The sequence below is a fragment of the Paenibacillus glycanilyticus genome, assembly GCF_051200795.1.
GTDB classification, from domain to species: Bacteria; Bacillota; Bacilli; order Paenibacillales; family Paenibacillaceae; genus Pristimantibacillus; species Pristimantibacillus glycanilyticus.
Genome location: NZ_CP195155.1, coordinates 5,597,828 through 5,611,809, shown reverse-complemented (window position 1 = coordinate 5,611,809; position 13,982 = coordinate 5,597,828). Strand labels below are relative to the sequence as shown.

General features: G+C 56.0%; 11 protein-coding genes. All 11 read left to right on the top strand.

The window, feature by feature from the left end; genetic code table 11:
• Positions 1–14: 14 nt before the first annotated feature.
• Positions 15–1,202 carry an amidohydrolase gene (locus ACR9FF_RS25230; protein WP_435166041.1) on the top strand — a complete coding sequence of 396 codons (1,188 nt, stop codon included), beginning with the start codon at positions 15–17 and terminating at the stop codon, positions 1,200–1,202.
• A complete protein-coding gene (locus ACR9FF_RS25225; RefSeq protein ID WP_435166038.1) occupies positions 1,199–1,708 on the top strand; it encodes a DinB family protein in 510 nt (169 codons plus the stop codon). Before ACR9FF_RS25230 ends, ACR9FF_RS25225 begins: the two co-directional genes overlap by 4 nt.
• Positions 1,708–3,036, top strand: a complete 1,329-nt coding sequence (locus tag ACR9FF_RS25220; RefSeq protein WP_435166035.1) for an LLM class flavin-dependent oxidoreductase — start codon at positions 1,708–1,710, stop codon at positions 3,034–3,036. Before ACR9FF_RS25225 ends, ACR9FF_RS25220 begins: the two co-directional genes overlap by 1 nt.
• Positions 3,033–4,268, top strand: a complete 1,236-nt coding sequence (locus ACR9FF_RS25215; RefSeq protein WP_435166032.1) for a M20 metallopeptidase family protein — start codon at positions 3,033–3,035, stop codon at positions 4,266–4,268. Before ACR9FF_RS25220 ends, ACR9FF_RS25215 begins: the two co-directional genes overlap by 4 nt.
• Before the next feature lie 235 nt (positions 4,269–4,503).
• Entirely contained in the window at positions 4,504–5,847 is a 1,344-nt protein-coding gene (locus ACR9FF_RS25210; protein WP_317979966.1) for an LLM class flavin-dependent oxidoreductase, read from the top strand.
• A gap of 22 nt (positions 5,848–5,869) precedes the next feature.
• The gene (locus ACR9FF_RS25205; RefSeq protein ID WP_435166029.1) at positions 5,870–7,543 is read left to right on the top strand and encodes an ABC transporter substrate-binding protein; all 1,674 of its coding nucleotides are present in this window, start codon (positions 5,870–5,872) and stop codon (positions 7,541–7,543) included.
• A gap of 21 nt (positions 7,544–7,564) precedes the next feature.
• Entirely contained in the window at positions 7,565–8,485 is a 921-nt protein-coding gene (locus ACR9FF_RS25200) for an ABC transporter permease (RefSeq protein ID WP_127498484.1), read from the top strand.
• A 27-nt stretch (positions 8,486–8,512) separates the two neighbouring features.
• Positions 8,513–9,406, top strand: a complete 894-nt coding sequence (locus ACR9FF_RS25195) for an ABC transporter permease (RefSeq protein ID WP_435166026.1) — start codon at positions 8,513–8,515, stop codon at positions 9,404–9,406.
• A 14-nt stretch (positions 9,407–9,420) separates the two neighbouring features.
• Positions 9,421–11,454, top strand: coding sequence for a dipeptide ABC transporter ATP-binding protein (locus tag ACR9FF_RS25190; protein ID WP_435166023.1), 2,034 nt, complete (start codon positions 9,421–9,423; stop codon positions 11,452–11,454).
• Positions 11,433–12,923, top strand: a complete 1,491-nt coding sequence (locus tag ACR9FF_RS25185) for a DHA2 family efflux MFS transporter permease subunit (RefSeq protein ID WP_435166020.1) — start codon at positions 11,433–11,435, stop codon at positions 12,921–12,923. Before ACR9FF_RS25190 ends, ACR9FF_RS25185 begins: the two co-directional genes overlap by 22 nt.
• A complete protein-coding gene (locus ACR9FF_RS25180) occupies positions 12,920–13,978 on the top strand; it encodes an LLM class flavin-dependent oxidoreductase (RefSeq protein WP_317979972.1) in 1,059 nt (352 codons plus the stop codon). The genes ACR9FF_RS25185 and ACR9FF_RS25180 overlap by 4 nt, the downstream gene beginning before the upstream one ends.
• The last annotated feature ends 4 nt before the right edge of the window (positions 13,979–13,982 follow it).

Here is a 13,982-nt window from a genome sequence, read left to right as displayed (position 1 = left end):
GGTGAGGTGGACGAATGAGTAACGATACAACAACCCGCAGCGCTGCTGCGTTGGCAAGCCGGTTGACGGATATCCGCAGGGAGCTGCACCGGAATCCGGAGCTGTCCCACGAGGAATTCGAAACGACAATCCGTATCAAGAGCTGGCTTGAAGCGGGCGGCATCCGTATCGCGGATTATCCGCTGAAGACCGGCGTTATCGCCGAGATCGGAACGGGATCTCCGGTTATTGCGCTTCGCGCCGATATCGACGCCCTCCCGATTCAGGAAGAGACGGGATTGCCGTTTGCTTCGGCTGTTCCTAGCAAAATGCATGCCTGCGGCCATGACTTTCATACGGCTGCCCTCATCGGAGCCGCTTATTTATTGAAGGAACGCGAGCAGGAGCTGAAAGGCACGGTACGGCTGATCTTCCAGCCGGCCGAAGAGAAGGCGAAAGGCGCGCGGCAGGTCATCGCCAGCGGGGCGCTGGAAGGCGTGCAGGCAATCTTCGGCCTGCATAACAAGCCGGATCTGCCGGTTGGCACGGTTGGCATTAAAGGCGGTCCGCTAATGGCTGCCGCCGACGGCTTTGTTGTTGAAGTTGCGGGACGCGGCTCGCATGCCGCCGTACCGGAAGCCGGCAATGACCCCGTTCTAACGGCTGCGCATATCGTTACCGCGCTGCAATCGATTGTCAGCCGCAATGTAGGGGCGCTCGACAGCGCGGTCATCAGCGTGACGAAGCTGAACAGCGGTACGGCATGGAATGTGATTCCGGAGAAGGCCGTGCTGGACGGCACGATCCGTACTTTTGATCCCGATATCCGCCGCCGCGTCCGCGAGCGATTCGACCAGGTGGTAGCGGGCGTTGCCGCTGCCTTCGATACTACCGCCGTAGTCCGCTGGATTGAAGGTCCGCCGCCGGTTCACAACGATGAAGGGCTAGCGGAGCTGGCATGGCGGGAAGCCGAGCGATTGGAGCTGCTTCCGGTTAATCCGGTACCATCTCTTGCCGGGGAAGATTTTGCGGCCTACCAGCAGCAGGTTCCGGGACTATTCGTGTTTGTAGGGACGGACGGTCCACAAGAATGGCATCATCCGGCGTTTGATCTCGATGAGCGAGCACTGCCGGTTGCGGCTGATTTCTTAGCCGGTACGGCTATTCGCGCATTATCACACTTTGCGGCTGAGCCGCAAGATCCAAAGGAGGATTTCCAATGAGTGCCATCGATATTCAAGCTTATTTGGACACGCATCTTCAATTGACCCAGGCGATCGCAGGGGTAGAAGAAACGCAGCTGAAATGGAAAGAAAACGAAGCGAAATGGAGCATTACCGAGGTGCTGTCCCATTTGGCCGATCATAATATCGTTGTATCCTTCCGCATCCGCGACATTCTCGCGGATACGAAGGCACAGCTTCCCGCTTTTAACCAGGACCTGTGGGTATCTGGCCAACATTCCAATGACGGTAACGCGTCCGACATTTTGAACGTGTTCTGGGCGCTGCTGCAATACAACGGTCTGCTGTTTGGCCGTCTGAGCGAGCAGGATCTGGATAAGACCGGCATCAACTTCAAAGGGGAAACGGTCCGCGTCCGCGACATTATTCAAGGCTTCACGAAGCATGTGCAGCATCATCTGGGTCAGATTGACCGGATCAAAGCCGCTTACATCGCTCAAGGACCGTCCGTTACGATATCGACAGCAAAAGGGGGAAATGCGTAATGACAGCACGCAAACAACTAAAGCTGGGCGCGATGCTTCATGGCGTCGGCAGCAGCACTTCGCTGTGGAGACATCCGGAGATTCCGTCCGATGCAAGCGTCAATTTCGAGCTGTACAAATCGTGGGTCGAGAAAGCCGAAGCGGGCAAGTTCGATCTGGCGTTTATCGCGGACGGCCTTTATATTAACGAAAAATCCATTCCGCATTTCCTGAACCGCTTCGAGCCGATTACGATCTTAAGCGCTCTGGCTTCTGTCAGCAAGCATATCGGTCTTGTCGGCACGCTCTCGACTTCGTACAGCGAGCCGTTTACGGTTGCGCGCCAATTCGGTTCGCTTGACGTGATCAGCGGCGGCCGCGCAGGCTGGAATATCGTCACTTCCCCGCTCGAAGGCTCTGCGCTGAACTACGGCAAGAAGGAGCATCCGGACCATGACAAGCGTTACCGGATTGCGACGGAATACTTGGAGGTCACGCGCGGCCTGTGGGATTCGTGGGAAGACGATGCGTTTGTCCGCGACAAAGAGTCCGGCGTCTTCTTCGACCCTGCCAAGCTTCATACGCTGAATCACGAAGGAGAGTTCTTCTCCGTAAAAGGTCCTCTGAACATTGCCCGCTCGAAGCAGGGCCAGCCGGTTATTTTCCAGGCGGGTGCGTCTGATGTGGGCAAGGACTATGCCGCTAAACATGCGGATGCGATCTTTACCGGTCATGATTCGGTTGAAGACGCGGTTTCGTTCTATCAGGACGTGAAGCGCCGCGCGGCCGCATTTGGACGCAATCCGGATAACGTTCTCGTCTTCCCGGGCATCGGTCCGATTATCGGCAGCACGGAGGAAGAAGCGGAGCGCAAATACCAGGAGGTCGTGGACCTTGTATCGGCGGAAAATGCGCTCATCTACATGGGACGCTTCTTCGAGCATCATGACTTCTCCCAATACGATTTGGACGCGCCGTTCCCTGAACTGGGCGATCTTGGCCGCAACAGCTTCCAAAGCGGCACGGACAAAATCAAAGCCAATGCGAAGGAGAAAGGTCTGACGCTGCGTCAAGTGGCTCTGCAGGTTGCGACTCCTCGTCCTATCTTTATCGGAACGCCTGAGCAGGTTGCCGACCGGGTACAAGAGTGGTTCGAAGCCGGCGCTGCCGACGGCTTTATGGTTGGTTCTTCGGTGCCGCACGGGCTTGAGGATTTCATTGAGCATGTGGTTCCGATTCTGCAGGCACGCGGCTTGTTCCGCACAGAGTACGAAGGCGATACGCTGCGCGGCAATCTCGGCCTGCCAATCCCGGCTAACCGTTATACGAAAGCAGCCGAGCACGTTTGAGCTTGAACATCAATAAAGCAGCCATAAAGGAGATGCTGGCGTATGCGGGTTCGCTGCATGACGAGCTAATCGCAATTCGCCGCGACCTGCACCGTCATCCGGAGCTGCTGTACGATACGGATCGTACGGCGGCACGGGTTGCGGGGCTGCTCGAAGAATGGGGGATCGACGTCCAGACGGGCGTCGGCCCCCATTTTGGCAAGGGAGTAGTTGGCGTGCTGCGCGGCGGGCTTGAGGGAGGCCGGACCCTTCTGCTGCGTGCCGATATGGATGCCTTGCCGATTACGGAACAAAACGATGTCGATTATAAATCCTCGGTCGACGGCGTGATGCATGCCTGCGGTCATGATGCGCATACCGCAATGCTGCTTGGAGCGGCAAAGACGCTTGCGGCTTACCGGGAGAGCTTTGCCGGGGAGATCCGTTTTGTCTTTCAGCCTGCCGAGGAAGGAGCGCTGCCAAGTCCGCTGGACGGACGGCTGCTCTCCGGCGGAAGGGATATGATCGAGGCGGGCATCCTCGAAGGCGTTGACCGTTGTTATGCCCTGCATGTATGGCCGGAGCTTGATGCGGGCATGATTGGCATCCATTCGCAATATGCGATGGCGGCCTCTTCCCATTTTCACGTGACTTTTCAAGGGAAGAACGGCCATCACAGCTCTCCTCATCTAGCCGCCGATGCCATCCAAATGACGGGGGCTTATATTGCCGGGGTAAACGGGATGATGGCTAACAGCATTGATCCGCGGGAGCAAGCCGTGCTTGCTTTCGGAACCGTGCGAGCCGGTACGGTCATTAACGCGATTGCCGAGCAAAGCGTCCTAACCGGGACCTTCCGCGCGTTCAGCAAGCAGACCGTTGCGGCCATTACGGCCGGACTGGAACGTCATGCGCAAACGGCATCGCTTGCCTATGGCGGCTTCTACCATATTGCTCTTCGCGAAGGGATTGCGGTTGTGAATGATAGTGATGCGGTCGAAGAGGTTATCCGCGCCGGTACGGCCGTGCTTGGCGGGAATAATGTGCGGCAGCAGCTTGAGCCAAGCCTGGCCGGAGAAGATTTCGGCTGGTATTTGGACCGGGTGCCGGGCGCTTTTATTTTGCTGGGCTGCGGGAATGAATCGCTTGGCATCCGGGAAGGGCTTCACCGGCCTAAGTTTGATCTGGATGAGTCTGTGCTTGTTCACGGCACCAGACTGTTCGTTCAGCTTGCTGCGGGAACATCGTCATAGTAGGAAGAAAACACCGATTGCTGCGTGAAGCGGCAGTTGGTGTTTTTTTTCTTCGGAAAGCCTTGACCCATAGATGATGCCTAACGGTCGATAGAAGAGATTTATATGCTATTGTGCCGCGGAAAGCCGGGTGTTAGAGTATTGCCAAGATAAATTCCTATTAAACAGATGGGATATGTTACTTTACCGGAATTTTATTGAGTCATACAAAAAAGAAGATAAGGGTGGAGTGTATATGTCGAAGAAGAGAGCATTGAAATTGGGAGCTATTATTCATGGTGTTGGCGGCAGCAGCTCAGGCTGGAGACATCCCGATATTCCGGCGGATGCAAGCGTTAATATCGGTTTCTATAAGCAGCAGGCGCTTAAAGCGGAAGAAGGCAAATTCGATTTTCTCTTTATCGCCGACGGACTGTACATTACCGAAAAATCAATCCCTCATTTCTTGAACAGGTTCGAGCCTATTACGATCCTGTCCGCGCTTGGAGCGGTTACTTCCAACATCGGGCTTGTAGGGACGTTGTCGACCTCCTACTCCGAGCCGTTTACGGTTGCCCGCCAGTTCTCGTCGATCGATCATATCAGCGGCGGCCGCGCAGGCTGGAACGTCGTCACTTCCCCGCTTGAAGGCAGCGCGCTTAATTTCGGCGGCAAGCCGCATCCCGAGCACAGCGAGCGTTACCGGATCGCCGAGGAGTACCTGGAGGTTGCGAAGGGACTGTGGGATTCGTGGGAAGACGACGCTTTTGTCCGCGACAAAGAAACCGGCGTGTTCTTCGATCCGGAGAAGCTGCATCGCCTGAATCACAGCGGGGAATTCTTCTCCGTGCAAGGTCCGCTGAATATCGCGCGTTCGAAGCAAGGCCAGCCCGTTGTATTCCAAGCAGGCTCTTCCGAGAGCGGTCGCAATCTGGCTGCAAAGACGGCCGATGCCGTATTTACCGGTCCGGAGTCGCTCGAAGAGGCGAAGGAGTTCTACCGCGACGTGAAGCGCCGCGTGGCCGAGAATGGCCGTAATCCCGAGCATACGCTTATTTTCCCTGGCATTGGGCCGATTATCGGACGCACGCAGGAAGAGGCGGAAGAGAAGTATCGGCAGATTGCGGGCCTCGTTACGATCGAGAAGGCGCTCGATCATCTGGGAAGATTTTTCGAGCATCACGACTTCTCGCAATACGAGCTGGACGCACCGTTCCCGGACCTCGGCGACTTTGGCTCCAACAGCTTCCGCAGCACAACAGACCGGATCAAGCGCCGTGCGAAGGAACAAGGGCTTACGCTTCGCGAGGTTGCTTTGCAGGCGGCAACGCCTCGGAACTCTTTTATCGGCACGCCGGAATTCGTAGCGGATAAAGTGCAGGAATGGTTCGAGGAAGAAGCGGCGGACGGCTTTATCATTGCGTCGGCTACGCCGCGCGGTCTGGATGATTTTGTCGAGCTGGTTGTTCCGATTCTGCAGGAGCGCGGATTGTACCGCACCGAGTACGATGCCGATACGCTTCGCGGCAACCTGGGGATTCCGGTACCGGAGAACCGTTACGCTGCGGCGCGCAAACAGGCTGGAGTGACTGTTAACTAATTGAATAGGAGAGAGAAATCCGATGAATACATTCAAATCGAAACGCAAATCACTCCACAGCTCGGCGGCGTTATTGTTAGTTCTGGCACTGGTGCTGTCGGCGTGCGCGTCAAATAAAGGGAGCGGCAATAACGGCCAGCAGGCGCAGCAGCAGTCGACGGATACACCTGCAGCTTCCACGGAAGTGAAGCAAGGCGGAGAGCTGACCTACGCTCTCGCTACTTCGCCCGATACGCTTGATCCGCATCGCAGCGGTCTGGCCGTTGCCGTACGCGTCATCCGCACGATTTACGACTCACTTGTTGTACAGCTTCCGGACAATTCCATCAAGCCGTGGCTGGCTACTTCGTGGGAGATTTCGGATGACGGCCTGAGCTATATCTTCAAGCTGCGTCAAGACGTGAAGTTCCAGGACGGCACGCCGTTTAACGCCGAAGCGGTCAAATATAACTTCGACCGTATTCTCGATCCGGCTACGAAGGCTGCGAACGCGGCGGCTCTGCTCGCTCCGTATCAATCCTCGGAAGTGATTGACGAGTATACGGTGAAGCTGAACCTTGCTACTCCGTCGCGCGCGTTCCTCGGCAACCTGAGCCAGGCTCTGCTTGGCATCGTATCGCCAACGGCGGCGAAGAAATACGGTGACCAATTCGGTCTGAATCCGGTTGGCACAGGACCGTTCAAGTTCGTGAAATGGGAGCAGAACGCCGAAATTCAAGTGGCGAAGAATCCCGACTATAAGTGGGCGCCAGAGCTTGTAACGAATGCGGGCGCACCGTATCTGGACGGCATTACCTTCAAGATCGTGCCGGAAGAAGCAACCCGGATCGGCAGCGTGCAGAGCGGTCAGGTACTGGCAGCTGAAACGGTTCCTCCACAAAATATCGTAGCCTTAAAGAGCGATTCGAAGGTTCAGCTGCTTGGAGCCAACACGGTTGGCCTGCCTTATACGCTGTTCTTCAATCAGGAGCATGAGCCTTGGAACGATGCGAAAGCAAGACAGGCGGTCCAGCTCGCCGTTGACGTCGACAGCATTGTGAAGACGTTGTATCTGGGGACGTATGACCGCGCTTGGTCGCCGCTTACGCCGGGAACCTTCGGTTACGATGCTTCGCTTGAGAACGGAGTGAAGCCGGATCTCGAGAAGGCGGGCGCACTGCTGGATGAATTGGGCTGGGTTAAAGGCTCGGATGGCATTCGCGAAAAAGCCGGCAAGAAGCTGACCATCCATTACGTGGACGGAACGCCAAACCGCGAGAAACGCAACGATATCGCGGTCATCATTCAGCAGCAGCTGAAGGCGCTTGGCATTGCCGTTGAGGTAGAGATCACGAAGGACGTGCGGACGGTCGTTTATACCAATGGCGATTATGATCTCTACGGCAACAGCCAGGTGAACTCGGATCCAAACGCACTGTATTCGTTCTATCATACTACCGCTCCAAACGCTCCGAAGTCGCTCACGCGTTTATCCAATCCGGAGATCGACAAGCTGCTTGAGCAAGGCCGGGTAGAAACGGATGATACAAAGCGCGCGGACATTTATAAGCAAATCCAGCATTACATTATCGACCAAGCGGTGATTCTGCCGATTTACGTATTCCCGTATACGGTAGCCGCGGACAAATCCGTGCAAGGACTTGTATTTGATTCGCTGGGCTATCCGTTGTTCAACGGGGTCTCGCTTAGTTCTTAAACGATAGGGAGGCGGATCGCCATGTACATTGCCGGACGTATTCTCTCTTCCCTGCTGGTGATCGCAGGCACCTTGGTGCTGGTGTTCGCGATCCTATATGTCTTGCCCGGCGACCCGACGGATTCGATGATCGATCCGTCGGTTGCCACGGCGGAGCAGATTGCGAACCTGAAGCATCAGCTGGGCGTGGATCAGCCCTTCTATATCCAGTTCATCCGGTACATAAGCGACATGGCGCGGGGAGACTTCGGGAATTCCTTATTAAATTCCGAGCCGGTGCTGGATAAAATTCTTGAGCATTTCCCCGCTACCCTGGCGCTGACGGCGGCAAGCGCGCTGGTCTCGGTCACGATTGGCCTTGTTCTTGGCGTATTGTCCGCCGTTCACCGCAACGGTCCCATTGATTACCTTGCCCGTCTCGTCGGATTGTTCGGCATCTCGATGCCGACCTTCTGGTCGGGCATTCTGCTTATCGTGCTGTTTAGTCTGCAGCTTGGCTGGTTTCCGGCCATGGGCTCGGACGGATGGCGCACGCTTGTGCTTCCGGCTCTTACGCTGGGCATTGTTGGAGCCGGCTTTATCGTAAGAATGGTCCGAAGCAGCATGCTGGACATTATCGACGAGCATTTTATGCTGACGCTGCGCTCCAAAGGTTTGTCCGAGCGTGCCGTGATGTATAAGCATGCGCTGCGGAATGCGCTTATTCCCGCGGTCACGATGATTGGCATGCTGATCGGAGAGATGCTGGCCGGAACCGTCGTGATTGAAACGGTGTTTTCACGGCAAGGCATCGGACGGATTATCGGGGACGCTTTGATGGCGAAGGATCTGCCGGTCGTGCAGGGCGTTATCTTTTTTACCGCGCTGATCTACGTCCTGGTGAACCTGCTTGTCGACTTGTCCTATTCGCTAATTGATCCGAGAGTAAGGCGCTCGGCGTAAGGTTATGGAGAAAGGAGCCAAGTACGTATGCGTGAAGCGGCTACGGCCCATACACTCCCGTACAAAAGAAGCGGTGGACGCCTGACGGCTATCCGTTTCAAACGATTGGCGGCAAGCAATCTGTTCCTGTTTGCGGCAGCCCTCGTTATCTTGTTTATTGCGGCATGCGCGGTTGTGCCGTCCTGGATTGCCCCTTATTCCCCTACCGAGATGTTAACGGACAGCATTATGCAGCCGCCAAGCGCGGCGCATCTGTTCGGAACGGATTATTTCGGCCGGGATATATTCAGCGTGGTTGTATACGGCAGCCGGGATTCGCTGTTTATCGGCTTCGCTTCCGTTCTTGTCGGGGGACTGGCAGGCGGGGCGATTGGCGCTTTATCCGGTTACGCGGGGGGCTGGATCGATGCGGTGCTGATGCGCTTCAACGATATTCTGATGACCATCCCGGGCATCCTGCTTGCGCTTGCGATTGCGGGAGCGCTTGGCAAAAGCCTGTTTAATATCGTGCTGGCTGTAGCCATAGCCTCCATACCGGGTTATGCGCGTATTATGCGGTCGCAAATTATGAGCATTAAAGGCCGGACGTTTATTCAGGCCTCGCAGGCTGCCGGCGCTTCGCCTTTCCACATCTTCTGGAAGCATGTATTGCCCAATTCGCTGTCCCCGCTCCTCGTCATGGCGACGATAGGCATCGGGACATCGATTCTGACCGGGTCGGGGCTTAGCTTTCTTGGCCTTGGCGTGCTGAAGGAAGTGCCGGACTGGGGAACGCTGCTGTCGCAGGGCCGCGGTTATTTAACGGTTGCCTGGTGGATCTGTACTTTCCCGGGGCTTGCGATCACGATGTTTGTGCTGGCAGTCAATATGATCGGCGACCGGCTGAGAGATCAGCTTGATCCGAAGAAAAGCACGAGGTAGGAGGGGGAGCTCTATTGGAGGCGTTGCTTAATATTCGGGAGCTGTCCGTTGGTTTTCGGACCAAAAATGGCTTGCTTGAAGCGATTACGAATATATCGTTCTCGATACAGCCCGGGGAAACCGTGTGCCTTGTCGGAGAATCCGGCAGCGGTAAGACAGTCACTTCCAAAGCGATTATGAGGCTGATTGATTACGAGAAAGGATCCATCACGCGGGGAAGCATCCTGCTGCAGGGACGGGATATTGCGGCGCTGCCTGAAGCCGAGCTCCGGCAATTGCGCGGCAAGCGGGTAGCGATGGTCTTCCAGGAGCCGATGGCCGCCTTTGACCCGGTCTTCACCATTGGCCAGCAGATTGTCGAGACGATCATGCAGCACGAACGGGTGAGCCGGCGGGTCGCCTGGGATAGGGGCATTCAGTTATTAAGCCGCGTTGGTATTCCTGAAGCGGCAATCCGGATGAAGCAGTATCCCGGCGAGTTATCCGGCGGCATGCTCCAGCGGGCGATGATTGCGATGGCACTCTCCTGCAGCCCGGATCTGCTCATCGCCGATGAACCAACCACGGCTCTGGATGTTACGATCCAGGCCCAAATTTTGCAGCTGCTTCAGGAGCTGCAGCAGGAGCTCGGGATGTCGATTCTGCTAATTACCCATGACCTCGGCATTGCCGCGGAGATGGCGGATCGCATTGTCGTCATGTACGCCGGACGGATTGTTGAACAGGGGGCGGCTGAGGATTTGTTCGCAAGACCTCGTCATCCGTATACGAGAGGACTTCTTCAATCGATTCCTCCTCTGGACAGCGTACGCGGCGAACGGCTCTATGCGATTCAGGGATCTATTCCGTCACTTGCCGCGTTACCCGGCGGCTGTTTGTTCCATCCCCGCTGCGAATACGCAACGGAGCGATGCCGGGCGGAAGCTCCGCCGCTTGTTGAACAGAGCGGAAGCGGGGTGGCTTGCTGGCATGCGGAGCAGGTTGCCGCAGAGCCTGCGGTTAGAAGCAAATCCGCCGCATTGCGGGTAGAAGAGTCTGCTGCGCATGATGAACAGTCGGAAGCTGCCCTTTCCGGCACAGACAGCGAAATCCTATTCTCTGCCGATCATCTGCGCAAGTATTATCCGGTGAAGCGAAAAAGCTTTACCGCGCCACGTACCTTCATTCGCGCGGTTGACGATGTCTCGTTCTCCATCAGGCGGAATGAAACGTTTGGTCTGGTTGGCGAATCGGGAAGCGGCAAATCTACGCTAGGCCGGGTTCTTTTGCAAATGGAGCAGGCGACTTCAGGCAAGGTGCTGTTTCAGGGCAAGGAGCTGACAGGATTAAATGGCGCGCAGCTTCGTCCGTTGCGGAAGGATATGCAGGTTATTTTTCAGGACCCTTACGGTTCTCTAAACCCTAGATGGACGATCGGCGACAGTATTGCCGAACCGCTTAAAGTACATGGCACTTGGACGGCTGACGAACGTCGGCATCGCGTGGAAGAACTGCTCGGTCTGGTGGGACTTGATCCAGCGAGCGCCAGCAAATATCCGCATGAGTTCTCCGGCGGCCAGCGGCAGCGGATTGGCATTGCCCGGGCAATTGCCTTGAACCCAAGCTTTATTCTTGCCGATGAAGCCGTATCCGCTCTGGACGTGTCCGTTCAGGCGCAGATCGTTAATTTGCTGCAGGAGCTTCAGCAGAAGCTGGGTCTGACTTATTTGTTTATCGCCCACGGCCTGCAGATTGTAAGGCATATTTCGGACAGGATTGGCGTGATGTATCTGGGCAAGCTTGTGGAGATCGCTCCAAGCGATGAGCTGTTCCGCCAGCCTGCCCATCCGTATACGAAGCTGCTCATCGAATCGATTCCGCAGCCCGTCCCGGGTCAGCGCGGCACTGCATCGATCCAAGGCGAAATCCCTTCGCCGGCAAATCCGCCAAGCGGCTGCCGGTTCCACCCCCGTTGTCCGTTCGCGACGGAAAGATGCAGGAAGGAGCAGCCGGAGCTTCGCCCGTTAGGCGAGGATCGTTATGCGGCTTGCCACTATACCTTACTATGAAGCAGGCGGAGCAGAAGGGGCCGGCGGCAGCATCCTACCCGGCATTCTGGCCGGTGCTGACGGCTATTTTTATCGGATCCTTTGTCGGGATGTACCATGTCGTCTCGCTTAACGTGTCGCTGCCCGGTTTTATCCGGATATTCGGCACGGAGCTGCAGACGGTTCAGTGGATGATGACCGGCTTTACTCTGGCGAGCGGCATTGTTGTTCCTATTACCGGCTATGCGATGGAGCGGTTTGGCTGCAAGCGGCTGTTTCTGTTTGCAATCGGGGGAATTACGGTCAGCTCGTTTTTATGCGCACTGTCTTGGAATGTTGGTGCGCTTATTGCGTTTCGTATTGTGCAAGGGCTGTTTTGCGGGCTTATTCAGCCGGTGTCGCTTGCTCTGATTTACCGGACGATTAGGCCGGAAAAGCAATCCTTTTCCCTTAGCGTGTGGTCCTTCTCCACGGTGTTGGGAACAGCGATTGGCCCGTCGCTCAGCGGCTGGCTGCAAAGCTTCGATTGGCATCTTATTTTCCTGGTGACCGTACCGGTCGGGTTTGTCGCTTGGATTGTAGGAGCGATTGTTATTCCGAAGGACTCGGCAAACGGTCTCGCCCGATTGGATTGGCCGGGGCTGCTGCTTGCAACGGGCGGAAGTCTCGCGCTGCTGCTGCTATTCGGCAACATGACCGTATGGGGCTGGAACAGCTTGCTTACTTGGACGATGCTGCTTGTTGGAGCCTGCAGCTTTGCGCTATTTATATGGCAGGCTCGCCGCAGCGAGCATCCTCTATTGCAGCTTCGGCTGCTGCTCAACCCCAGATTTTCACTGAGTCTGACGGCCTCCCTTATTCTGTCGTTTGGACTTTATTCGGTTGTGTATTTCATGCCTTTATTATTGGTCGAGATGAAAGGCTTATCGCCGTTCAGGGTTGGTCTTCTGTTTCTTCCCGCCGCGGCTTGCTTAACGGCTGCCACGTTTGCCGCCGGCAAATGGTACCGCAAAGCGGGACCGGCCAAGCTGATTATGATCGGCTGCGCGATTCTGGTTGTGAGTACCTATTATTTCAGTCAAATGCCTCCGGAAACCAGTCTTATTGCGATTATCGTGTGGCTCGCCATCCGAAATATCGGTACCGGTCTGGGTTCAACGCCAACCACCAACGCAAGCATGTCGTCCGTTCCCGAGGAGTGGATCGGGCATGCGTCGGCTTTGCTCAATTGGCTGAGGCAAGTATTTAGCGCTATGGCTTTAGGCCTCTGCACGTCGTTGTTTTACTCCCGGCTGTCGGTTCATCTGGCTGATTCAGGCGGAGGAGAAGAGGGGACGAAGGCATATAGTCTAGCTTACATGCACAGTATTCACGATGTGTTTTTCGTATCCAGCATCATTGTCGCCTGCGCAATTCCGATTGCTTTGCTGCTGGGCAGACGGATGCCGGCACCACCGCTTACGACGCCAAAGGAGAGTGAAAGCTTATGAAATTTATATGGTTCAGCCTGGTTATGAATTTGAAGAACCCGGTGACGGGGGAGCATTTTACGACCAGCGAAAAAATCGAAAATATAATCAAGCAGGCAGTGCTTGCCGAGAAGCTTGGTTTTGAAGGATACGGCATTGGAGAACGGCATGGAGCGCCGTTTCTCTCTTCTTCTCCTCCGCTGCTGCTGACGGCTATTGCGGCAAGAACTTCGCGCATTCGACTGCTGACGACTGTAACGGTGCTTAGCGTACTGGATCCGGTACGGGTCGCCGAGGATTACGCGACGCTTGATCATCTGTCCGGCGGAAGACTGGAGATGATTATCGGCAAAGGCAATGATCCGCGGCATTACCCGCTCTTCGGAATCACGGAAGAGGAGCAATGGGATTCGATGGAGGAGCGCTACGAGCTGCTGCGGCGTCTTTGGCGGGAGGAGGATGTGACCTGGCAAGGCCAGTACCGTCCGCCGCTTCATGAGGTGACGACGCAGCCAAGACCGCTGCAGAAGCCGATTCCGATCTGGCATGGGAGCGCGTCCAGCACCCGCTCCACCGAGCTAGCCGCCCGTTACGGCGAGCCGATCTTCTCCTCGAACAGCTTCCATCCGCAGGCGAAATACAAGGATCTCATCGATCATTACCGCGAGAGACTGGCGTATTACGGGCATGATCCGCGGAAAGCGGTTGTTGGTTCAGGCGCGGGCAGCTTGTATATCGCGAATACGACGGAGGAGGCTATTAAGCGGTATCGTCCTTACTATGAGGCGTTCCAGGCAACGGCCGCCGCTCAGCATAACCAATCTCCGTTTACCTCGCTTGAGGATAATATCGCCAGAGGTCCAAGCCTGATCGGAAGCCCGGAGCAGATTATCGAGAAAATATTAAACTACCAAGCGGCCTTTGGTCACCAGGTGCTGTCTCTTAGCGTAGACGGCCTATCCGAAGCCGAGCAGCAGGAGCAGATGGAGCGGTTCGCTTCGGATATCGCTCCCGTACTGCGCCGGGAAGTGCCAAGCTGGGTTTGGGAGGAGCAAGGGAAGAGAGTGCCCGTATAACTTG